Below are 20,970 nucleotides of genomic sequence, written 5' to 3' on the forward strand. Positions count from 1 at the left end.
ATAGGCTGCCCTGCGTGCACCTGAAGACGTTGACGCTGCGAGGGTTCAAGTCCTTCGCGTCCGCGACGACGCTGCACCTCGAGCCGGGCATCACCTGCGTGGTCGGCCCCAACGGCTCGGGCAAGTCCAACGTCGTCGACGCCCTGTCCTGGGTGATGGGCGAGCAGGGCGCCAAGACGCTGCGCGGCGGCTCCATGTCCGACGTCATCTTCGCGGGCACGTCCTCCCGGGCGCCGCTCGGGCGCGCCGAGGTCTCCCTCACCATCGACAACACCGACGGCCTGCTGCCGATCGAGTACACCGAGGTCACGATCTCGCGGACGCTGTTCCGCTCCGGCGGGTCGGAGTACGCGATCAACGGCACCCCGTGCCGGCTGCTCGACATCCAGGAGCTGCTCTCCGACACCGGCATGGGCCGGGAGATGCACGTCATCGTGGGGCAGGGCCGGCTCGACTCCGTGCTGCAGGCCAGCGCCGAGGACCGCCGCGGCTTCATCGAGGAGGCCGCCGGCGTCCTCAAGCACCGCCGCCGCAAGGAGAAGGCGCTGCGCAAGCTCGAGGCCATGGCCGCCAACCTCGCGCGCGTGAACGACCTCTCCACCGAGATCCGCCGCCAGCTCGGGCCGCTGGCGCGCCAGGCCGACGTCGCCCGCCGCGCCCAGGTGGTCCAGGCCGACCTGCGCGACGCCCGCGCCCGGCTGCTCGCCGACGACCTGGTGCAGCTCAGCGCGACGCTGGCGCAGGAGGTCGCCGACGAGACAGCGCTGCGGCAGAAGCGCGAGGCCGTCGAGGCGGCACAGGAGGAGGCCCGTGCGCGGCTGACCGCCCTGGAGCAGGCGGCCGCCGCGGCGGCGCCCCGGCTCGGGCAGGCCACCGACGTCTGGTACCAGCTCTCCGGGCTGAGGGAGCGGCTGCGCTCCCTCGGGAACGTCGCCGCCGAGCGGTGCCGCCTGCTCGGCACACCTGCCGCCGAGCGGTCCGGGGGCACGGAGCCGGAGGAGCTCGAGGCCCAGGCCGCCGCCGTGCGCGAGCAGGAGGCGGCGCTGCAGTCCGAGCTCGACGCGGCGCGCACCCGCCTCGAGGGGGCGGTGGCCGGACGCACGCAGGCCGAGGAGGCCGAGCGCGAGGCGGAGCGGGCGCTGGCCGCCGTGCACCGCGGCGTCGCCGACCGCCGCGAGGGGCTGGCCCGGCTCACCGGGCAGGTCGGCGCCCGCCGGTCCCGGCTCGAGGCGGCCGAGGCCGAGCTCGGCCGGCTGCGCGAGTCCCTGACGGCCGCCGAGGAGCGCGGCCGCACCGCCCAGGCCGAGTTCACCGCCCTCGAGCAGCAGGTCGCCGGCGCCGAGGAGGGCGAGGAGGGGCTCGACGAGGCCCACGAGGCCGCGACCGTCGAGCTCGAGACGGCAGAGACGCAAGTTGCCGAGCTCGTCGACGCCGAGCGTGCCGCCGAGGCCGACCGCGCCACCTGGGCCGCCCGGCGCGACACCCTCGAGCTGTCGCTGCGCCGCAAGGACGGCACCGGGGCGCTCCTCGAGTCCGGGCTGCCGGGCCTGCTCGGGCCGGTCCCGGACCGGATCGCCGTCGAGCCCGGCTGGGAGAACGCCGTCGCGGCGGCCCTCGGGCCTGCCGCCGACGCAGCAGTCGTGGAGTCCGTGGACGTCGCGGTCGACGCCGTGCGCCAGGTCCGCGAGAGCGACGCGGGCCAGGTGCGCCTGGTGCTGACCGGTGCACCCGGTGCCGACGGTCCGGCCGGACAGCCGCCCGCCGGTGCCCGCTGGGCGACCGACCTCGTCACCACCACCGACGACGCCCTGCGCCCGAGCGTGGCCCGGCTGCTGGCCGGGGTGGTCGTCGTCGAGGATCTCGCCGAGGCGCGCGCCGCGGTCGGTGCCGACCCGGCCCTGACCGCCGTCACCCGGGCGGGCGACGTCCTCTCCGCCGTCGCCGCCCACGGCGGTGCGCCCAGCGCCCCGAGCGTGCTGGAGCTCCACGCCGCCCACGAGGAGGCGGTCCGTGAGGTCGAGGCCGCGGCCGCCCGCCAGGAGCAGACGCGCTTCGCGCTGGGCCCCGCCCGCGAGCGTGTCGAGGTGGCCCAGGCGCGCGCCCGAGCCACCCTGGACGACCTGCACTCCTCCGACGCGCGCCTGGCCGCGGTGGCGGAGCAGCTCGGGCGGCTCGGCTCCACGCTGCGTGGCGCCCAGGCCGAGGCCGAGCGGGCCCGGCCCGCGATGGAGCGTGCCGAGAGCGAGATCGGCGAGCACACCGCAGAGCTCGCGGCGCTCTCGGAACGTCTCGAGATCGCCCAGCGCGAGCCCGCGCAGGCGGAGGACGACCTCACCGGCGCCACCACCGCCCGCGACGGGGCCACCGAGGTCGCCCGCGCCGCCCGCACCGCCGAGACCGACGCGCGGCTCGCGCTGCGCACGCTCGAGGAGCGGGCCAAGGCGCTCGCCGGCCGGGGCGCGTCCCTGGCCGCCGCGGCCGAGGAGGAGCGCACCGCCCGCCGCCGCGCCGCCGAGCGCGAGGCGCGTCGGGCGGCCCAGGCCGCCGCGGCAGCCGAGGTCCGCGACGGCGCCGCCCGCGCCACCGCCGCCATCGACCGGTCGGTGGCCGCCGCGGCCGCCGAGCGCGAGCAGGCCGAGGCCGAGCGCGGCGAGCGCGAGCATGCCATCGCCGCCGTGCGCACCGAGCTCGAGGAGATCGGCGACCGGCTCGCCGCACTGACCGACGTCGCGCACCGCGACGAGGTCGCGCGCGCCGAGCAGCGGCTACGCATCACCCAGCTGGAGGAGCGGGCCGTCGCCGAGCTCGGCCTCGACCCGCAGGTGCTCGTCGAGGAGTTCGGCCCCGACCGGGACGTGCCGCCCACCGCCCCGGTGCCCGACGGCGAGGAGCCTGCGCCCCCGCGCCCGTACGTGCGCGAGGAGCAGGAGAAGCGGCTCCGCGCCGCCGAGCGCGACCTCGCCCGCCTGGGCAAGGTCAACCCGTTGGCCCTGGAGGAGCACGCGGCGCTCGCCGAGCGCCACAAGTTCCTCACGGACCAGCTCGCCGACCTCAAGAAGTCCCGCGCCGACCTCCTCGAGATCGTGCGGGAGGTCGACGAGCGTGTCGAGCAGGTCTTCTCCCAGGCGTTCGCCGACACCGCCCGGCAGTTCGAGGACGTCTTCCCACGGCTGTTCCCCGGCGGCGAGGGCCGGCTCGTGCTCACCGACCCCGACGACATGCTCACCACCGGCATCGAGATCGAGGCGCGCCCCGCCGGCAAGAAGGTCAAGCGGCTCTCGCTGCTGTCCGGCGGAGAGCGCTCCCTGACGGCCGTGGCCCTGCTGGTCGCCATCTTCAAGGCCCGGCCCAGCCCGTTCTACGTCATGGACGAGGTCGAGGCCGCCCTCGACGACGTCAACCTCGGCCGCCTGCTGGAGATCTTCACCGAGCTGCGCGCCTCCTCCCAGCTGATCGTCATCACCCACCAGAAGCGGACGATGGAGGTCGCCGACGCGCTGTACGGGGTGACCATGCGCGGCGACGGCGTGACCACCGTCATCTCCCAGCGGCTCGAGAAGGAGCCCGAGCCCGCCGCGTGAGCAACCTCACCGCCCCGACGCCGCGCCGTCGGTCCCCAGGGGGTGCCGCGCGCGAGCTGCTGCGGTGATACTGGAAACATGACCGGAGCCTTGATCGGAGCGCTGCTCGCCGCGCTGTGCGCGCTCGTCGTGCTGCTCATGCTCGTCGCGGAACGCCGTCCGGAGGGCGGCTGGGCGGCCTGGCTGCGCGGGTCGCTCGATGCCTGGCGCTCCGACGAGCTCAGCGGCGAGAACCTGCGGGTGCGTCGCTCGGACGTGCGCGACACGCCCGTCGAGGACCTCTTCAGCCTGGGGGAGCCGGTCGACGAGCCGGCCTACACCCGGCCGGAGGAGCTGGTGGCGCGTCTGGAGCACGTCCGCGGGGCCGCCCGCCGCTGAGAAGCGGCTCCGCCCACGTCGCACGGTGCGGGGCGGGCGCTCGCCCCCACGTGCCCGCGTGGGCCAGAATGAGCCCGTGACTGACCTGATCTGGATCCTCATCGCCGTCGGCGCGCTCATCGTCGTGGCGGCCATCGTCGGTGCCGTAGCCCTCACCACCGGCCGCCGTCGCAACCGCGGCCCGTCGGCGACCCTGCCGCCGGTGGACATCAGCCCTTACGACGTCGACCAGCCGCCCGCCGAGGGCGCGACCGCCGTCGCCCTGGAAGAGGCTCCGCAGGCTCCGCCCGCCCCCACGCTGGAACGGCCGGAGCCGGTCGCCGGGCGCATGCAGCGCCTGCGCGCCCGCCTGGCGCGCTCGGGGACCATCGGCCAGACGATCCTGTCCATCCTCTCCCGCGGCGACCTCAAGGAGGAGGACTGGGAGGAGATCGAGGAGACCCTCCTGCTCGCCGACGTCGGCATCGGGCCCACCACCGAGCTGATGGACCACCTGCGCACCGAGACGAAGGTGCTCGGTACCACCGACGCCCAGGCGGTGCGCGGCGTGCTGCGCGCCGAGCTGCTCAAGCTGGTCGACCCGACCATGGACCGCACCCTCCACCTCGAGCCGTCGCTCGGCGACGACGGTCAGCCGCACCCGGCCACCGTGCTCGTCGTCGGCGTCAACGGCACGGGCAAGACGACGACGGTCGGCAAGCTCGCCCGCGTGCTCGTCGCCGATGACCACGACGTCGTCCTCGGGGCGGCCGACACCTTCCGCGCCGCCGCCGCGGACCAGCTCAGCACCTGGGGCTCGCGGGTCGGCGTCACCGTGGTCCGCTCCGAGCGCGAGGGGGCCGACCCGGCCGCGGTCGCCTTCGACGCCGTGAAGCACGGACGCGAGGTCGGCGCGGACGTCGTCATGGTCGACACCGCGGGCCGGCTGCAGAACAAGGCCGGGCTGATGGACGAGCTCGGCAAGATCAAGCGGGTGATGTCCCGCGAGGCGCCCGTCCGCGAGGTCCTGCTGGTCCTCGACGCGACCACCGGCCAGAACGGCATGCGCCAGGCGCAGGTCTTCGCCGAGGTCGTCGACGTCACCGGCATCGTGCTGACGAAGCTCGACGGGACCGCGAAGGGCGGCATCGTCGTCGCCGTCCAGCGCGAGCTCGGCGTCCCGGTGAAGTTCGTCGGGCTCGGCGAGGGGCCGGACGACCTCGCGCCGTTCGTGCCCGAGGAGTTCGTGGACGCGCTCCTGTCCTGACCTGGCGCCGTCCCAGACGGTGGGACGAGGCGGCGCTCGCAACACGATCGTCACACCGGCCGCAGATCTGTCACACGGCGGAAACACTGCGGGTCGGTTCCTGAAACGCGTGCGCAGGACCGTGGGGACCTGGGCCGGCCGAGGGTGCCGGCGAGGGAGGAACCCATGGAACTCGACACCGGAGCGACCGCCTGGATGCTGATGTCGGCGTCGCTCGTGCTGCTCATGACACCCGGGCTGGCGCTGTTCTACGGCGGCATGACCCGCTCGAAGTCCGTGCTCAACATGATGCTGATGTCCTTCGGTGCCATGGCCGTCATCGCCGTCGTCTACGTGCTGTGGGGCTGGTCGATGTCCTACGGCACGAGCGTGGGCGGGCTGTTCGGCAACCCGCTGGACCACCTCGGTCTCGCCGGCGCGGTCTACGGCGCGGACGGGAGTTTCCTCGTCGACGACTACGGCGTCCCGGCGGTGGTCGGCATCGCCTTCCAGGTCACGTTCGCCATCATCACGACCGCGCTGATCTCCGGCGCGATCGCCGACCGCACCCGGTTCTCTACGTGGATGGTCTTCGTCGCCCTGTGGGTGACGATGTCCTACTTCCCGATGGCGCACATGGTGTGGGGCGGTGGGCTCCTCAGCGCCGACGGCCCCTTCGGAGGCATCGCGGCGCCGATCGACTTCGCCGGCGGCACCGTCGTGCACATCAACGCCGGTGTCGCCGCCCTGGTGCTCGCGCTGGTCGTCGGCCGGCGCCACGGGTTCGGGACGGTCCCGATGAAGCCCCACAGCCTCCCGCTGACGATGCTCGGCGCCGCGCTGCTGTGGTTCGGCTGGTTCGGCTTCAACGCCGGGTCCGCCTTCACCGCCGACGGTCTCGCCGGCCTGGCATGGGTCAACACCACCACCGCGGCCGCGGCGGCCGTCCTCGGCTGGCTCGCCACGGAGAAGATCCGCGACGGCCGCGCCACCTCCCTGGGTGCCGCCTCGGGCATCGTCGCCGGGCTCGTCGCCATCACCCCGGCCGCGGGGACCCTCAGCCCGCTGGGCGCCGTCGTCCTCGGTGCGGTCGCCGGCTGGCTCTGCGCGCTCGCCGTCGGGCTGAAGTTCCGGCTGGGCTACGACGACTCCCTCGACGTCGTCGGCGTCCACCTCGTCGGCGGGCTCGTCGGCACCGTCGGTATCGGCTTCCTCGCGACCGACACCGGGCTGCTCTACGGCGGCGGCGCCGACCAGCTCGTCGTGCAGATCATCATCGCCGTCGTGGCGATGGTGTACGCGGGCGCCATCACCGCCATCATTGGTCTCGTGCTCAGGGCCGTGATGGGGTGGCGGGTGAGCGAGGACGTCGAGGTCGCCGGCATCGACAGGTCCGAGCACGGGGAGAGCGCCTACGAGGCGCTCGGGGCAGGTCGGTTCAGCACGGAAACGGCCGCAGGTGCCGAAGCACCCGCGGTACGGTCCACGACGGAGGCAAAGGCATGAAGCTCGTGACAGCAATCGTTCAGCCGCACCGGCTCGACGACGTGAAGAAGGCCGTCGAGGCCACCGGGGTGCACGGCATGACCGTGTCCGAGGCGAACGGGTACGGCCGCCAGCACGGGCACACGGAGGTCTACCGCGGCGCGGAGTACACCATCGAGCTGGTGCCGAAGATCCGGATCGAGATCGTCGTGGGCGACGAGGACGTGGCCGCGGTGGTCGACGCCGTCGTGGGCGCCACCCACTCGGGGCGCATCGGCGACGGCAAGGTGTGGACGGTGCCGGTCGACGACGTCATCCGGGTCCGCACCGGAGAGCGCGGGCACGACGCCCTGTGACGCGCGCCTCCACCGAGGCGCGACGCACCACTGGCCCGGTCCGGCTGCCCCTGCCGGGGGAGTTGGCCCGGGCCGCGTCCGTAGGCGCCCCGGCGACGGGGTGACGGCGCTGCTGGCGTTACCCTGATCCTCAGCCCGCACCGTCCGACGACCAGAGGTACGCCTTGTTCGCCAACCTGTCCGACCGGCTCACAGCCTCCTTCAAGCAGCTCCGCGGCAAGGGTCGGCTCTCCGAGGCCGACATCGACGCGACCGTCTCGGAGATCCGCCGCGCCCTGCTCGAGGCGGACGTCGCGCTGCCCGTGGTCCGCGCCTTCGCGGCCAACGTGCGTGAGCGGGCGAAGTCGGCCGAGGTCTCCGCCGCGCTGAACCCGGGCCAGCAGGTCATCAAGATCGTCAACGCCGAGCTCGTCGAGATCCTCGGCGGCGAGGCGCGCGACCTCCGGTTCGCGAAGAACCCGCCCACAGTCATCATGCTCGCCGGCCTGCAGGGCGCCGGCAAGACGACGCTCGCCGGCAAGCTGGGGCGCTGGCTGCGCGACCAGGGCCACACCCCGCTGCTGGTCGCCGCCGACCTGCAGCGCCCCAACGCGGTGACGCAGCTGCAGGTGGTCGGCGAGCGCGCCGGTGTCCCGGTCTGGGCGCCGGAGCCGGGCAACGGCGTGGGCGACCCGGTCGGCGTCGCGCGCTCCGGCATCCAGCACGCCCACGACAAGCAGTACTCCGTGGTCGTCGTCGACACCGCCGGACGGCTGGGCGTCGACGCGGAGATGATGCAGCAGGCCGCGGACATCCGCGACGCCGTCAGCCCCGACGAGATCCTCTTCGTCCTCGACGCCATGATCGGCCAGGACGCCGTCACTACCGCCAACGCCTTCGCCGAGGGCGTGGGCTTCTCCGGCGTCGTCCTGACCAAGCTCGACGGCGACGCCCGCGGTGGTGCGGCGCTGTCCGTGCGCGGGGTCACCGGCAAGCCGGTTATGTTCGCCTCCACCGGTGAGAAGCTCACCGACTTCGAGCGCTTCCACGCCGACCGGATGGCCTCGCGCATCCTCGACATGGGCGACATCCTCACGCTCATCGAGCAGGCCGAGCGCACCTTCGACGCCGCCCAGGCCGAGGAGATGGCCGCGAAGATCTCCGGCGAGGGCGACTTCACCCTCCAGGACTTCCTCGGCCAGCTCCAGCAGCTGAAGAAGATGGGCTCGATGAAGAAGATGCTCGGCATGCTGCCGGGCATGGGCCAGATGCGCGAGCAGCTCGAGAACTTCGACGAGCGCGAGGTCGACCGGGTCGAGGCGATCGTGCACTCGATGACCCCCGCGGAGCGGGTCGACCCGAGGATCCTCAACGGCTCGCGGCGCCAGCGCATCGCCCGCGGCTCCGGCACCACCGTCACCGAGGTCAACTCGCTCATGGAGCGCTTCGACCAGGCCAAGACGATGATGCGCCAGATGGCCCGCTCCGGCGGCAAGGGCGGTGTGCCCGGCATGGGCATGATGCCCGGCGGCGGCAAGAAGTCGAAGGGCCGCATGGCCCCGCCGCCCAAGAAGGGCAAGAAGGGCAAGTCCGGCAACCCCGCGAAGCGCGCGCAGCAGGAGCGTGAGGCCGCCCAGCGCGCCGCGCAGCAGCCGGCCGCGCCGGCCGGTTCGGCGTTCGGGCTCGGCGCACCGAAGCAGCAGGAGGACGCGATGCCCGACCTCGAGGAGCTGCAGAAGTACCTGCGCTGATCGGCAGCGGCCCTCGTGGTGCGCCCGCTGCCGACTGCTCGGTCGGACCGCCTGCTCGGTCGGACCGCCTGCTCGGTCGGACCGCCTGCTCGGTCGCACGGAGCCGTCGATCCTGATCTCCCTGCCGCAGAGAAACTTCCCTGCCGATGTGGTCGCTATGACGACCACATCGACGGTCAAGTTCGGGCCGCGGCCGCTGCCGGCGGCCGCCCGGGTCCGGCCGTGGCCGGCGGCCGCCCGGGTCCGGCCGTGGCCGGCGACCGCCCAGAGCAACTTCCCTGCCGAGGTGGTGGGGCGGATTCAGGGGCGGGACGCAACGGGATCATCGTCGAGATCGGAGAGTAGCGCTTGGAGTGCTTGTGCCGGTGTGCGCCAGCCGAGGGTCTTGCGGGGTCGTTCGTTGAGCTCGGCGGCGACGGCGGTGAGGTTCTCGATGTCATGGACAGACAGGTCGGTGCCCTTGGGGTAGTACTGACGCAGCAAGCCGTTGGTGTTTTCGTTGCTGCCGCGCTGCCATGGCGAGTGGGGATCGCAGAAGTAGATCGGTAGGTCCTGGGCGATGGTGATCTGACGGTGGGACTTCATCTCGGTGCCCTGGTCCCAGGTCAGCGAGCGGCGCAGCGCCGCAGGAAGGGTGCCGATGGTCGCCGCGATCGCGGCCTGCATGTTCTCAGCGTTGTGTCCGCCAGGCAGATGCATCAGCATCACGAACCGGGTTGAACGCTCCACCAGGGTCCCGATCGCTGACTTGTTGTGCTGGCCCATGATCAGATCTCCCTCCCAGTGCCCCGGGACCGCACGGTCCTCGGCCTCGGCGGGACGTTCGGAGATCGTCACCATGTCGGGGATGCGCCCGCGCCCGCCGCTGGGGACTTCCTTGTGACCTCGGCGTGGTTTGCGCAGCGCCCTACCGGTACGCAGGCATGTCGTCAGCTCGCGTCGCAGGGCGCCGCGGCCCTGGACGTAGAGCGCCTGGTAGATCGTCTCGTGGCTGGCTCGCATCAACCCATCGTCGGGGAAGTCGATCCGTAGCCGGGAACTGATCTGCTCCGGGCTCCACCGCAGCTTCAGCTTGTCCTGGATGTACTCCTGCAGCGCGGGGTTGGTCGCGATCCGGCATAGACGGGCATGCGCAGCCCTGGAGGCACTCTCGGCCCGTCCTTGTGCCGTGACCGCCCGATACTGGCGTGGATTTCCGCGCACACCGCTGTGACGGCGGATCTCTCGGCTGATCGTCGATGGCGCTCGTGCGAGTTCTCGGGCGATCACGCGTAGTGACTTCCCGGCCGCCAGCCCGCGCGAGATCTCCTCTCGTTCAGCCAACGACAGATACCGGCCGGCGGGTTCATCCAGAGTCATCGGTGACATGCCGCCAGCCTCGTTAAACCACAGCCGTCCAGTCTCACGCGACACGCCCACCGCTTCGGCCGCTGGCCGCCAATGCCCACTGGCACGAACCTGACGCCAGAACTCACGACGCGTCTGCCTGGTCAGCCCACGCCTTCCCCGTTTCCCACGAACCACGGCCACAACACCCTCCTCACCACCGGTGTTGCGTCCCGCCCCTGAAGACGAGTCGCTATGACGACCACATCGACGGTCAAGTTCGGGCCGCGGTGGCCCGTGAGAACCTGTGCGCTATGGGCGACCTGCTGCACCTGACCGGAACCGTGGTGGTCGACGACCACACTGAGCTTCCCGAGGCGTGGGTCGCCGACGGCCGGATCGCTCTCCGGCGCCCCGCCGGCGCCGAGCACGCGACCACCATCACCGGCTTTGTGCTGCCCGGGCTCGTGGACGTGCACTGCCACATCGGTCTCGGTGCCGACGGCGCGGTGACCGTCGAGGACGCCCTGCTGCAGGGCAAGGCGGACCGCGACGCCGGCACGCTCCTCGTGCGTGACGCCGGCTCGCCGATGGACAACCGCTGGGTGCAGGACCGGGTCGACATGCCCCGTCTCGTCCGGGCCGGGCACCACCTCGCCAGACCGAAGCGCTACCTGCGCCACTACGGCCTCGAGCTCGACGACGTCCACCGGCTGCCGGAGGCGGTGGCCGAGCAGGCGAGGTTCGGCGACGGCTGGGTCAAGATCGTCGCCGACTGGATCGACCGCAGCGCCGGCGCCGACGCGGACCTCGCGCCGCTGTGGCCGGCAGACGTCCTGGCCGACGCGATCGCCGCCGCGCACGACAACGGCGCACGGGTCACCGCGCACACCTTCGCCCACGAGGCGATCGACCCGTTGCTCGACGCCGGCATCGACGGCATCGAGCACGGCACCGGCATGGACGCCGACCACATCGCCGAGGCCGCCCGCCGCGGGATCCCGGTCACCCCGACTCTGCTGCAGGTCGGGCGGTTCGCCGACATCGCCGACCAGGCCGGCACCAAGTACCCGGTCTACGCCGAACGGATGCGCCGGATGCACGCGCGCCGGCACACCCAGGTCCGTGCCTTCCACGAGGCCGGCGTCCCGCTGCTCATGGGCTCCGACGCCGGTGGCACGATCGGGCACGGCTCGCTGCCCGCCGAGCTGGCCGAGGTGGTCCGCGCCGGGGTGCCGACGGCGGACGTCGTCGCCGCCGCCAGCTGGCGCGGTCGACAGGTCCTCGGTGTGCCCGGCATCGAGGAGGGCGCGAGCGCCGATGTGGTCGTCTACGACGCCGACCCCCGCACGGACGTCTCCGTCCTGGCGCGACCGGCCGCCGTCGTCCTGCGCGGCCGACGCTACTGACGGCACTCCGACGTCAGGCGACCGTCCGCCGTCGTCCGGCGCGGTCAACGGTACTGAAGCGCTTCGTCCTGACCCGACTGTCCGCCGTCGTACGGCGCCCTAGACGGTGCTGAGGGCGTCCCGACGGCAGCCAGGTCGCTGATGTGGTCGCAATAGCGACCATCGGAGCGACCTGAGTGGGGCCACATCCGGCTTCGCTGCACCCGGCTGCGGAAATACTCTTGCCCTCGCCCGAGGTTCTATGGTTCATTAGTCGAGTAATGAACCAGGGAAGGGGTTGGCGTGTTCGAAGGGCGTGAACCCATCTACGTGCAGATCGCCCAGCAGATCCGCGGCGAGATCCTCGCGGGAAGCCTGCTGGAGGAGGAACAGGTCATGTCGACCACCCAGTACGCGACGACGTACCGCATCAACCCGGCCACCGCCGCCAAGGCGTTCGCCGAGCTGGTGGACGAGGGGGTGCTCTACAAGCGGCGGGGGGTCGGGATGTTCGTCGCCACCGGTGCCCGGGATCGGCTCCTCGACCAGCACCGCCAGAGCTTCTTCGCCGAGGTCCTCGACCCGGCCCTCGCCCGCGCCGAGCTGCTCGGCATCACCCCCGACGAGCTCGTCCAGCACATCACCCGCAACCAGACGAAGAGGAACGACCGATGATGACCCAGCACTCCGCCGGGTTCGACGTCCGGGTCCGCGACCTGACCGTGCGCTTCAAGCGCACCACCGCGCTCGACGGTGCCGGCTTCGAGCTGCCCGCCGGCGGCATCTACGGCCTGCTCGGCCGCAACGGGTCGGGCAAGACCACCCTGCTCGCCGTCCTCGCGGCGCTCCGCCGGCCCGACGGTGGCGAGGTGCTGGTGGACGGCGAGGCGCCGTTCGAGAACGCCCGGGTCATGGGCGGCACCGTGATCGTGCGGGAGAGCGGAGACGTCCTCCCGACCGAGCGGGTCTCGACGAACCTGAAGTACTTCGCCGCGATGCGCCCCACCTGGGACGCCGACCGGGCCGGTGAGCTCGCCGACCTCTTCGAGCTCGACCTGCGCAAGACGGTCACCGACCTCTCGAGAGGCAAGCGCTCGGCCCTGGGCGCGGTCATCGGGCTCGCCACCCGCGCCCCGCTGACCATCTTCGACGAGGTCTACCTCGGGATGGACGCCCCCTCCCGGCAGCTCTTCTACGACCAGCTGCTGGCCGAGGTCGTCGCACACCCGCGCACCGTCCTCCTCTCCAGCCACCTCATCGGCGAGATCGAGCACCTGCTCGAGCGCGTCGTGATCCTCGACGCCGGCCGGGTGGTCGTCGCCGCCGAGACCGACGAGCTGCGTGCCCGCGGGGTCACCGTGACAGGCCCGGCCACGACCGTCGCGGCCGCGACGGACGGGCTGCGCGTCGTCGGCAGCCGCGACCTCGGCCCGACCCGCCAGGTCACCGTCTTCGACGACCTCGGCGATGGCGCCCTGACGAGCCTCGGCGAGCACGGCCTCGACCTCGGCCCGGTGCCGCTCCAGGACCTGTTCATCCACCTGACCGGGAAGGACTCCCGATGACTGCCCCGACCTCGCCCCGCACCACCCGCGCGCTGCCCGCACCCTGGCTGCGCACCACCCGCTGGCTGCTGCGCATGCAGCTCACCGTCACCCTGTGGACGTTCGGCGTCATCGCCGTCGTCGCCCTCGGGGCGTTCGCCGTGGTCCAGGCCCGGGGGATCGAGCCCATCCTCTCCGTCGTCCAGTTCATCCGGCACCCCGGCGTGTGGTTGGGGTTCACGCTCAACCTCATCGCGGCGCTGGGCCTCATCGGCCTGCACGTCGCGAGCGGGCTCACCCGCCGGTCCTTCGTCGCGGCGACCGTGGTGGTCGGGCTCATCACCGCTGTGGTCTGGGCGGTGGTGGGCGCGCTCGCCCTCGAGCTGGAAGGCGTGGTCTACGCCGCCCAGGGCTGGCCCCAGGTGGCCGGCGAGGGAGGTGCCGAGTTCGACCCCGGCGCCGGGTTCGCCGCCACGGTCGTCCCGTTGGCCCTGTCCTTCGCCGCCGGCCAGCTCAGCGGCCTCCTGGTGGGGATGGCCTACTACCGGCTCGGTGGCTGGTGGGCGACGCTCGCCCTGCCGCTGACCGTCGCGCCGATCTTCCTCGTCGGGATCGGCGGGCTCGACGACGGCCAGTGGACCCTGGGTGACCTCGACGCCCCGGCAGTCGTCGCGGCTGTGCTGGGCGTCCTCGTCCTGGCCGCCGCCGCGGCGGCCTATCACCTGATCGTCCGCAACGTCCCGATCCGCCACGTGGAGGCATGACATGGACCCCGTCATCGAGATCACCAACCTGCGCAAGACCTACGGCGAGAAGACCGCCGTCGCCGATGTCTCCTTCGCCGTCGAGCGCGGCGAGATCTTCGGCATCCTCGGCCCGAACGGCGCCGGCAAGACGACAACCGTCGAGGCCCTCGCCGGACTTCGTCAGGCCGACGGCGGATCCACCGTCGTGCTCGGCGTGGACACCCAGCGCGACCCCGCCGCCGTGCGTGAGCGCCTGGGCATTCAGCTGCAGAGCTCCCGGCTGCCGGCCAAGCTGAAGGTCGCCGAGGCGATGCACCTGTACGCCTCGTTCTACGCCGAGCCGGCGGACACCGACGAGCTCCTGGAGCTGCTCGGGCTCACCGAGAAGAAGGACACCGCCTTCGCCGACCTCTCCGGCGGTCAGCAGCAGCGGCTCTCCATCGCGCTCGCGCTGGTCGGCAACCCGCAGGTCGCCATCCTCGACGAGCTGACCACCGGCCTCGACCCGCAGGCCCGTCGCGACACCTGGGCGCTGATCGAACGCGTCCGGGACTCCGGGGTCACGATCGTCCTCGTCACCCACTTCATGGACGAGGCCGAGCGGCTCTGCGACCGGCTCGTCGTCATCGACGGCGGCCGGGTCGTCGCCGAGGGGCGGCCGCGCGAGCTCGTCGCCGCCACCGACGAGCGGGCCTTCCGCATGCGTCTGCCCGCGGGCACCGACCCGGCCGTCGTCGACCGCCTCAGCGACCTGCCCGAGGTCTCGTCCGTCACGGAGGACGACGGCGAGCACGAGGTGCGTGGCAACACCCGCGTGCTCTCGGCCGTCATCCTCGCCCTGGCGTCCCAGGACGTCGTCCCGGACGAGATCCGCACCCTGTCCCGCACCCTCGAGGACCTCTTCGTCGAGGTCACCGGAGCCCGACCCATGGAGACCGTCTCATGACCACCATCGCCCCGAGCTCTCGCCGCGGCGCCGCCGTGCCCGGCCGCGCGTGGCTCACCCTGACCGGCACCGAGGCCAGGTTGTTCCTGCGCGAGCCTGGCGGCGTCTTCTTCGCGCTGATCTTCCCCACCCTGCTGCTCGTGGGGATCGGGCTCGTGCTGCCCGGCATGCGCGACCCCATGACCGACGTGCCGGCAGCCATCGCCGGGCTTCGTCCGGTCGACATCTACGCCCCGGTCGCGCTCGCCGTCGCCATCGCGACCCCGGCGCTGACCACGCTGCCGGTGGCCCTGGCCACCTACCGCGAGCAGGGGATCTTCCGGCGCCTGGGGACGACGCCCATGCGTCCGCACGCCGTGCTCGTCTCGCACGTGGTGATCAACCTCGGCGCCCTCGTGGTGGCCGGGCTGCTCGCGCTGGCGGCCGCGGCAGCGGTGTTCGGCACACCCGCACCCCGGCAGGTCGCGGTCGCCGCGCTCGCGTTCCTGCTCGGCGGCGCCGCCATGTTCGGCGTCGGCCTGATCATCGCCTCCCGGGTGTCCAAGGGAGCGAACGCCTCCGGCCTGGGGATGCTCGTCTACTTCCCGATGCTCTTCCTCGCCGGTGTGTGGACGCCCGGTCCGGTGATGCCCGACGTCGTGGAGCGGGTCGCGACCTACACCCCGCTCGGCGCCGCCTCGCAGGCGCTGACCGAGGCCTGGTTCGGCTCCGGCTTCCCGGCCACCGAGCTGGTCGTCATGGCAGGGTGGACGCTTGTCACCTTCCCGCTGGCGGCGCGCCTGTTCCGCTGGTCCTGACGCCGAGGACGGCGCCGGTCCCGCGTGGCGACGCTCACGTTGGGACCGGCGGCGCGCATCTGGCAGAATGACCCGCTGTACTCAGCCCGGCCGGCCCCTCTCTCCGGCCGAGGTTGTGTCCTGCGACCGAGCGAGACGCCGAAACCCACCGGGGTCGGGGCGAGGTCCACCCACACGAAACCAGGAGTGACCACCTAGTGGCAGTCAAGATCCGTCTCAAGCGCATGGGCAAGATCCACGCGCCGTACTACCGCGTCGTCGTCATGGACTCGCGCAAGAAGCGCGACGGCCGTGCGATCGAGGAGATCGGCAAGTACCACCCCACCGAGGAGCCCTCGCTCATCGACATCGACTCCGAGCGGGCGCAGTACTGGCTCTCCGTGGGCGCGCAGCCCACCGAGCAGGTCGCCGCGCTGCTCAAGGTCACCGGCGACTGGCAGCAGCACAAGGGGCTGCCGGGTGCCGAGGGCACCCTGCGCACCAAGGACTCCTCCGAGGAGACCTCGGCCGAGACCAAGGCCGCCGCCGTGAAGGCTGCCGAGGAGGAGGCCGAGAAGCGTAAGGCCCGGGCCGCCGAGGCCAAGGCCGCCAAGGAGGAGGCACCGGCCGCCACCGAGCCCGAGGAGTCGGCCGAGGGTGCAGCGGAGCAGTCCGCCGCGCCCGCTGAGGAAGCCTGATCCCCGTGCTGGCTGACGCTCTCGAGCACCTCGTGCGCGGCATCGTCGACCACCCGGACGAGGTGCGCGTGTCCACCCGTTCCCTGCGCCGCGGGGAGCTGCTGGAGGTCCGCGTGCACCCCGAGGACCTCGGCCGCGTCATCGGCAGGTCCGGGCGCACCGCCCGGGCCCTGCGCACCGTCGTCGGTGCGCTGTCCACCTCCGGCCCCGTGCGGGTCGACGTGGTGGACACCGACCGCCGCTGAGAGACGCCCAACCAGACCCGGCCCGCACCCGTGCGGGCCGGGTCTGCTCGCACCCGGGCACCCCGAGAAGACCCACCGACCACCAAGGAGCCGGCGTGCTGCTGACCGTCGCCATCATCGGAGCACCGCACGGGCTGCGCGGAGAGGTGCGCCTCGACGTGCGCACCGACGACCCCGACCGCCGGCTCGCCGTCGGGAACGTCCTCGAGACCGAGCCGGCCGACGCCGGGCCGCTGACCGTGGCCCGCGCCCGCGTCACCCCCGACGGCGCCGTCTACGTCATCTTCGGCGAGGCCCGCGACCGGACCGCCGCCGAGGCGCTCAAGGGCGTCCGGCTCGTGGTGGAGTCCGACGAGGACGACGCCGACGACGACGAGGGCTGGTACGCGCACGAGCTCGTCGGCCTGCGCGTGCTCCACGTGGACGGCCGCGGGCTCGGCACGGTCGCCGACCTCGAGCAGCTCCCCGCCCACGACGTGCTCGTGGTGACCGAGCCCGACGGCAACGAGGCCCGCGTGCCGTTCGTGGAGGCGATCGTCCTCGGGGTCGACGCCGGGGCCGGCACCGTCACCGTGGACCCGCCCCGCGGGCTCTTCGCCGCCGACCCGGTGGACGAGGAGGACCTCGACGGCCCGGACGGCGACGCCTGAGATGCGCATCGACGTCGTCTCCATCTTCCCGGGCTACCTCCAGGCACTGGACCTCTCGCTGGTGGGCAAGGCACGCCGGGACGGGCTGCTCGACCTGCGGGTGCACGACCTGCGCGAATGGACGACCGACCGCCACCGCACCGTCGACGACACGCCGTTCGGCGGCGGCGCCGGGATGGTCATGCGGCCCGACGTCTGGGGTCTCGCCGTCGACGACGTGCTGGCCGAGGGACCGGCCCGGCGGGTCCTGCTCGTGCCGACACCGTCGGGGGAGCGGCTGACCCAGCGGACGGTCGAGGACCTCGCCGGCGCCGACCAGCTCGTGCTGGCCTGCGGACGGTACGAGGGCATCGACGCCCGGGTGGCCGAGAACTACCGCGCCCGGGGGGACGTCGAGGTTCGCGAGTTCTCCCTCGGCGACTACGTGCTCAACGGCGGTGAGGTGGCCGCCCTCGTCGTCGTCGAGGCCGTCGCCCGGCTGCTGCCCGGCGTCATCGGCAACCCCGCCTCCCTCGTCGAGGAGTCCCACGGCACGGCCGGCCTCCTGGAGTACCCGGTCTACACCAAGCCGCCGAGCTGGGCCGGGCTCGAGGTCCCCGAGGTGCTCACCTCCGGCCACCACGGCAACGTCGCGCGCTGGCGCCGCGAGCAGGCGCTGGCCCGCACGGCCGAGCGGCGCCCGGACATGGTCGCCGCCCTCGACCCCGCCGGGCTCGACCGGACGGACCGGGCCGCGCTGGCCGCGCACGGCTGGTTCGTGCCCGCCGGCGACGGCGGTGCGCCCACCCGCGTGCAGGTGCGACCCGGGACCCCGGACGACGCCGCGGCCCTCGCCGAGCTCGCCGCCGCCACGTTCCCGCTGGCCTGCCCGCCCCACATGGACGAGGCGGACATCGAGGCCCACATCGCCACGCACCTGGGGGCCGAGCACTTCGCCGCCTACCTGGCCGACCCGAGCCGGTACCGGGTGCTGGTCGCCGAGACGGCCGCCGGGCTCGTCGGCTACACCCTCCTCGTGCTGCCGCTGAGCGTCGCGGAGGCGCCGGAGGCCGACGACGTGGCCGCCGTGGTCACGCAGCGTCCCGTCGCCGAGCTGAGCAAGTGCTACCTGCTGCCCGCGTTCCAGGGCACCGGCCTGGCCGGCGTCCTCGTGCGGGAGACCACCACGACCGCCGCCGGGGTGGTCGTCGAGGACCGGCCGCTGTCCGCGGTGTGGCTCGGCACGAACCGGTCCAACCGCCGTGCGCAGCGCAGCTACGCACGCAACGGCTTTACGGTCGTCGGCACGCGCCGATACCGGGTGGGGCAGAGCCTCGAGGAGGACGTCGTGATGACGATGCCGCTCGACGTGCCGCAGACCACAGCCGTCGACGCCGTCGCCCGTTAGCCCGGCCGCGCGGCCTGTGGCAGACTAGGACGGCCCTGCGTCCTTCGAGCAGTGCCGGTCGGACCTGCCACAGGGGGTCCACACGGCCGAGGACGCCGAGCAGACCCGATGACGAGCGGCAGCGAGTGCTGCCCCGACTGTCGCGCGTGACCTGTGGCACGGGCGGGAAGAGATCACACATGCAGACCCTGGACATCGTCGACGTCGCCTCGTTGCGCGACGACATCCCCGCCTTCCGCGCCGGCGACACCCTCAAGGTGAACGTCAAGGTCGTCGAGGGCACCCGTTCCCGCATCCAGGTCTTCCAGGGCGTGGTGATCGCCCGCTCCGGCGCCGGCGTGCGCGAGACCTTCAAGATCCGCAAGGTCAGCTTCGGGGTCGGCGTCGAGCGCACCTTCCCGGTGCACTCCCCGTCGATCGACTCCGTCGAGGTCGTCACCCGCGGTGACGTCCGCCGGGCAAAGCTGTACTACCTGCGCGAGCTGCGCGGCAAGAAGGCCAAGATCAAGGAGAAGCGCGAGAACACCGCGCGCTGACCGCATCTCGCCACGCTGCCCGGCACACCCCGTGTGCCGGGCAGTTGTGCGTCCTGGCCTTGTATCGTCGTCCCACGACCCCGCATGCGCCGGGCCGCAGGACCCGCGAACAAACTGCACGAGGGGAGCTGAACCGTCGAGGTGACCAGCGACAGCACCGACCTGCCCGGCGAGCGCGGCGAGCGACGGCGCGAGGCCCCCGCGCAGGACCCGGCAGGCACCTCGATGCCGCCGAGCTATCCGCCCGGCCGACCGGCCGGCCACGAGGACGCGGCAGGCACCGACCCCCGCGGTGGCGCCGCCGGCCGGGTGCCTCGGACCGAGGAGTCGCGCCGCGGCGGGTGGTTCCGCGAGACCGTGACCGTGATGGTCTCCGCGCTGGTGCTGTCCATCCTCATCAAGACCTTCCTCGCGCAGGCGTTCTACATCCCGTCCGGCTCCATGCAGGACACCCTCGCCATCGGGGACCGCGTCATGGTCAACAAGCTCGCGCCGGGCCCCTTCGAGCTCGACCGCGGTGACGTCGTCGTCTTCGTCGACCCGGGCGGGTGGCTCGGCGAGATGCCCCCCGACAACCGGCCCGCCTGGCAGCAGACCGCCATCGAGGTGCTGACGTGGGTCGGGCTGCTGCCGCAGGACGCCGGCCACCACCTGATCAAGCGCATCATCGGCCTGCCCGGCGACAACGTCGTCTGCTGCTCCGCCGACGGACAGCTCGTCATCAACGGTGAACCGATCGAGGAGCCCTACCTCAAGCCCGGCACGAACCCCAGCGAGATGGAGTTCGACGTCGAGGTCCCGGCCGACCGCGTGTGGCTGATGGGCGACAACCGCTCCAACTCGGAGGACTCCCGGGCCCACCTCGGCGACCCGGGCGGTGGCATGGTGCCCATCGAGCAGATCGTCGGGCGCGCCTTCGTGGTGCTGTGGCCTGCCGACCGGCTCACCCTCCTGAGCAACCCGGAGGAGACCTTCGCCGACGTCCCGGAGGCGTCATGACGCGGACCGGGACGGCGCCCGCCGCACCGAAGGTCCGCCGTCCCGCCCGGCGGACCGTCCCGAGCCGCCGGCTCGAGAACGAGCTGCTCGCCGCCCTGCCCGACGGCGGGCTCGTGGCGGGCATGGACGAGGTGGGCCGCGGCGCGCTCGCCGGACCGGTCAGCGTCGGGGTCGCCGTCGTGGGTGCCACCACGTCGCGACGGATGCCGAAGGGGCTGGCGGACTCCAAGCTGCTGAGCGCCCAGGCGCGCGAGGACCTCGTAGCGCCGGTCCGCCGCTGGTGCGCCGGCTGGGCAGTCGCCCACGCGAGCCCGGCAGAGATCGACGAGATCGGGATCATCGCGGCGCTCCGGCTGGCCGGTCGGCGCGCCCTCGCGGAGCTGGCCGGCGCGGGCCTCGTCCCCGGCATCGTCATCCTCGACGGCGTCCACGACTGGCTGAGCGAGCCGGCCCAGACCGAGCTGTTCGCGCCTCAGCTGCCGGACGTGCTGGTCCCCGGCACCGGCGAGGAGGTGGCGACGCCGCCCGTGCGCACGCAGGTCAAGGCGGACGCCTCCTGCGCCGTCGTCGCTGCCGCCAGCGTGCTAGCCAAGGTCACCCGTGACTCGCTGATGGTCGGGCTGGACCCCGAGCACCCACAGTTCGGGTGGGCGGGTAACAAGGGTTACAGCTCGGCCGAGCACGTGGCCGCGCTGGCCGAGCACGGCGCGTGCGAGCTGCACCGCCGGTCCTGGCGGCTGCCCGGACTGGGCGGCGCGGCGGGCATCGACGGCGCCGGTGGTCTCGAGGTCAGTGGTCTCGACGACGCCGGGTACGACGGCGCCGAGTACGACGACTACGACGGCTCCGGGTACGACGGCGGGAGCGAGGGCGTCACCTACGACGTCGCCGGGAGCGACGGCGGGGACGGGCTCGCCCCGGATCGCGCCGCAGCGGTCGGGGCCGGCGCGACGGTCGCCGCCGGGAGGGCATGA

The 20,970-nt window shown here is 72.9% G+C and carries 20 protein-coding genes; 19 read left to right on the top strand and 1 reads right to left on the bottom strand.

All coding sequences use genetic code 11. From position 1 onward, the window contains the following. Window positions 1–14 precede the first annotated feature (14 nt). From smc to ffh, 6 genes are all read left to right on the top strand, one after another. A complete protein-coding gene (smc, locus tag GD748_RS09915) occupies window positions 15–3,581 on the top strand; it encodes a chromosome segregation protein SMC (RefSeq protein ID WP_152194978.1) in 3,567 nt (1,188 codons plus the stop codon). A 78-nt stretch (window positions 3,582–3,659) separates the two neighbouring features. Further along, window positions 3,660–3,959 carry a hypothetical protein gene (locus GD748_RS19900; RefSeq protein ID WP_152194979.1) on the top strand — a complete coding sequence of 100 codons (300 nt, stop codon included), beginning with the start codon at window positions 3,660–3,662 and terminating at the stop codon, window positions 3,957–3,959. A 76-nt stretch (window positions 3,960–4,035) separates the two neighbouring features. Continuing rightward, window positions 4,036–5,205, top strand: coding sequence for a signal recognition particle-docking protein FtsY (ftsY, locus tag GD748_RS09925; RefSeq protein ID WP_226921067.1), 1,170 nt, complete (start codon window positions 4,036–4,038; stop codon window positions 5,203–5,205). Between the two features lie 165 nt (window positions 5,206–5,370). Continuing rightward, window positions 5,371–6,690 carry an ammonium transporter gene (locus tag GD748_RS09930; protein WP_152194980.1) on the top strand — a complete coding sequence of 440 codons (1,320 nt, stop codon included), beginning with the start codon at window positions 5,371–5,373 and terminating at the stop codon, window positions 6,688–6,690. Beyond that, window positions 6,687–7,025 (top strand): P-II family nitrogen regulator, encoded by a 339-nt coding sequence (locus GD748_RS09935; RefSeq protein WP_152194981.1) that lies wholly within the window; start codon window positions 6,687–6,689, stop codon window positions 7,023–7,025. Before GD748_RS09930 ends, GD748_RS09935 begins: the two co-directional genes overlap by 4 nt. A 164-nt stretch (window positions 7,026–7,189) precedes the next feature. After that, on the top strand, window positions 7,190–8,755 hold the full coding sequence (ffh, locus tag GD748_RS09940) for a signal recognition particle protein (protein ID WP_152194982.1): 1,566 nt from the start codon (window positions 7,190–7,192) through the stop codon (window positions 8,753–8,755). A gap of 300 nt (window positions 8,756–9,055) precedes the next feature. Here ffh and GD748_RS09945 read toward each other — a convergent pair whose 3' ends face one another. Next, a complete protein-coding gene (locus tag GD748_RS09945; protein ID WP_452176684.1) occupies window positions 9,056–10,285 on the bottom strand; it encodes an IS30 family transposase in 1,230 nt (409 codons plus the stop codon). A gap of 110 nt (window positions 10,286–10,395) precedes the next feature. On the opposite strand from GD748_RS09945, the gene GD748_RS09950 reads away from it, so the two are divergent. The 13 genes from GD748_RS09950 to GD748_RS10010 all read left to right on the top strand — a co-directional run bounded on the left by GD748_RS09950 (window position 10,396) and on the right by GD748_RS10010 (window position 20,970). Further along, window positions 10,396–11,490, top strand: a complete 1,095-nt coding sequence (locus tag GD748_RS09950) for an amidohydrolase family protein (protein ID WP_152194984.1) — start codon at window positions 10,396–10,398, stop codon at window positions 11,488–11,490. 282 nt (window positions 11,491–11,772) lie between these two features. Further along, on the top strand, window positions 11,773–12,144 hold the full coding sequence (locus GD748_RS09955; protein ID WP_152194985.1) for a GntR family transcriptional regulator: 372 nt from the start codon (window positions 11,773–11,775) through the stop codon (window positions 12,142–12,144). Further along, window positions 12,141–13,034 carry an ATP-binding cassette domain-containing protein gene (locus GD748_RS09960; RefSeq protein WP_226921070.1) on the top strand — a complete coding sequence of 298 codons (894 nt, stop codon included), beginning with the start codon at window positions 12,141–12,143 and terminating at the stop codon, window positions 13,032–13,034. The genes GD748_RS09955 and GD748_RS09960 overlap by 4 nt, the downstream gene beginning before the upstream one ends. Next, window positions 13,031–13,777 (top strand): hypothetical protein, encoded by a 747-nt coding sequence (locus GD748_RS09965; protein ID WP_152194986.1) that lies wholly within the window; start codon window positions 13,031–13,033, stop codon window positions 13,775–13,777. The genes GD748_RS09960 and GD748_RS09965 overlap by 4 nt, the downstream gene beginning before the upstream one ends. A gap of 1 nt (window position 13,778) precedes the next feature. Beyond that, a complete protein-coding gene (locus GD748_RS09970) occupies window positions 13,779–14,705 on the top strand; it encodes an ABC transporter ATP-binding protein (RefSeq protein WP_152194987.1) in 927 nt (308 codons plus the stop codon). Then, window positions 14,702–15,502 carry an ABC transporter permease gene (locus GD748_RS09975; protein WP_152194988.1) on the top strand — a complete coding sequence of 267 codons (801 nt, stop codon included), beginning with the start codon at window positions 14,702–14,704 and terminating at the stop codon, window positions 15,500–15,502. The genes GD748_RS09970 and GD748_RS09975 overlap by 4 nt, the downstream gene beginning before the upstream one ends. Window positions 15,503–15,699: 197 nt before the next feature. Then, window positions 15,700–16,179, top strand: coding sequence for a 30S ribosomal protein S16 (gene rpsP, locus GD748_RS09980; RefSeq protein WP_152194989.1), 480 nt, complete (start codon window positions 15,700–15,702; stop codon window positions 16,177–16,179). A 5-nt stretch (window positions 16,180–16,184) separates the two neighbouring features. After that, window positions 16,185–16,424 (top strand): RNA-binding protein, encoded by a 240-nt coding sequence (locus tag GD748_RS09985; RefSeq protein ID WP_152194990.1) that lies wholly within the window; start codon window positions 16,185–16,187, stop codon window positions 16,422–16,424. 95 nt (window positions 16,425–16,519) lie between these two features. Beyond that, window positions 16,520–17,074 carry a ribosome maturation factor RimM gene (rimM, locus tag GD748_RS09990; RefSeq protein WP_152194991.1) on the top strand — a complete coding sequence of 185 codons (555 nt, stop codon included), beginning with the start codon at window positions 16,520–16,522 and terminating at the stop codon, window positions 17,072–17,074. A 1-nt stretch (window position 17,075) separates the two neighbouring features. Then, entirely contained in the window at window positions 17,076–18,461 is a 1,386-nt protein-coding gene (trmD, locus tag GD748_RS20325; RefSeq protein WP_152194992.1) for a tRNA (guanosine(37)-N1)-methyltransferase TrmD, read from the top strand. A 179-nt stretch (window positions 18,462–18,640) separates the two neighbouring features. Then, window positions 18,641–18,997, top strand: a complete 357-nt coding sequence (rplS, locus tag GD748_RS10000; protein ID WP_152194993.1) for a 50S ribosomal protein L19 — start codon at window positions 18,641–18,643, stop codon at window positions 18,995–18,997. Between the two features lie 141 nt (window positions 18,998–19,138). Continuing rightward, window positions 19,139–19,996, top strand: a complete 858-nt coding sequence (lepB, locus tag GD748_RS10005) for a signal peptidase I (RefSeq protein WP_226921072.1) — start codon at window positions 19,139–19,141, stop codon at window positions 19,994–19,996. Continuing rightward, window positions 19,993–20,970, top strand: coding sequence for a ribonuclease HII (locus GD748_RS10010; protein ID WP_152194994.1), 978 nt, complete (start codon window positions 19,993–19,995; stop codon window positions 20,968–20,970). The genes lepB and GD748_RS10010 overlap by 4 nt, the downstream gene beginning before the upstream one ends.

Source organism: Georgenia subflava (assembly GCF_009193155.1).
In the GTDB taxonomy this organism is placed as follows: Bacteria; Actinomycetota; Actinomycetes; order Actinomycetales; family Actinomycetaceae; genus Georgenia; species Georgenia subflava.

Coding starts and splice junctions, on each gene's coding strand:
- GD748_RS09950 (WP_152194984.1), top strand. CDS start 10,396: ATGGGCGACCTGCTGCACCTGACCGGAACCGTGGTGGTCGACGACCAC.
- GD748_RS09975 (WP_152194988.1), top strand. CDS start 14,702: ATGACCACCATCGCCCCGAGCTCTCGCCGCGGCGCCGCCGTGCCCGGC.
- trmD (WP_152194992.1), top strand. CDS start 17,076: ATGCGCATCGACGTCGTCTCCATCTTCCCGGGCTACCTCCAGGCACTG.
- rplS (WP_152194993.1), top strand. CDS start 18,641: ATGCAGACCCTGGACATCGTCGACGTCGCCTCGTTGCGCGACGACATC.
- GD748_RS10010 (WP_152194994.1), top strand. CDS start 19,993: ATGACGCGGACCGGGACGGCGCCCGCCGCACCGAAGGTCCGCCGTCCC.
- GD748_RS09970 (WP_152194987.1), top strand. CDS start 13,779: ATGGACCCCGTCATCGAGATCACCAACCTGCGCAAGACCTACGGCGAG.
- GD748_RS09935 (WP_152194981.1), top strand. CDS start 6,687: ATGAAGCTCGTGACAGCAATCGTTCAGCCGCACCGGCTCGACGACGTG.
- GD748_RS19900 (WP_152194979.1), top strand. CDS start 3,660: ATGACCGGAGCCTTGATCGGAGCGCTGCTCGCCGCGCTGTGCGCGCTC.
- GD748_RS09930 (WP_152194980.1), top strand. CDS start 5,371: ATGGAACTCGACACCGGAGCGACCGCCTGGATGCTGATGTCGGCGTCG.
- GD748_RS09965 (WP_152194986.1), top strand. CDS start 13,031: ATGACTGCCCCGACCTCGCCCCGCACCACCCGCGCGCTGCCCGCACCC.
- GD748_RS09960 (WP_226921070.1), top strand. CDS start 12,141: ATGATGACCCAGCACTCCGCCGGGTTCGACGTCCGGGTCCGCGACCTG.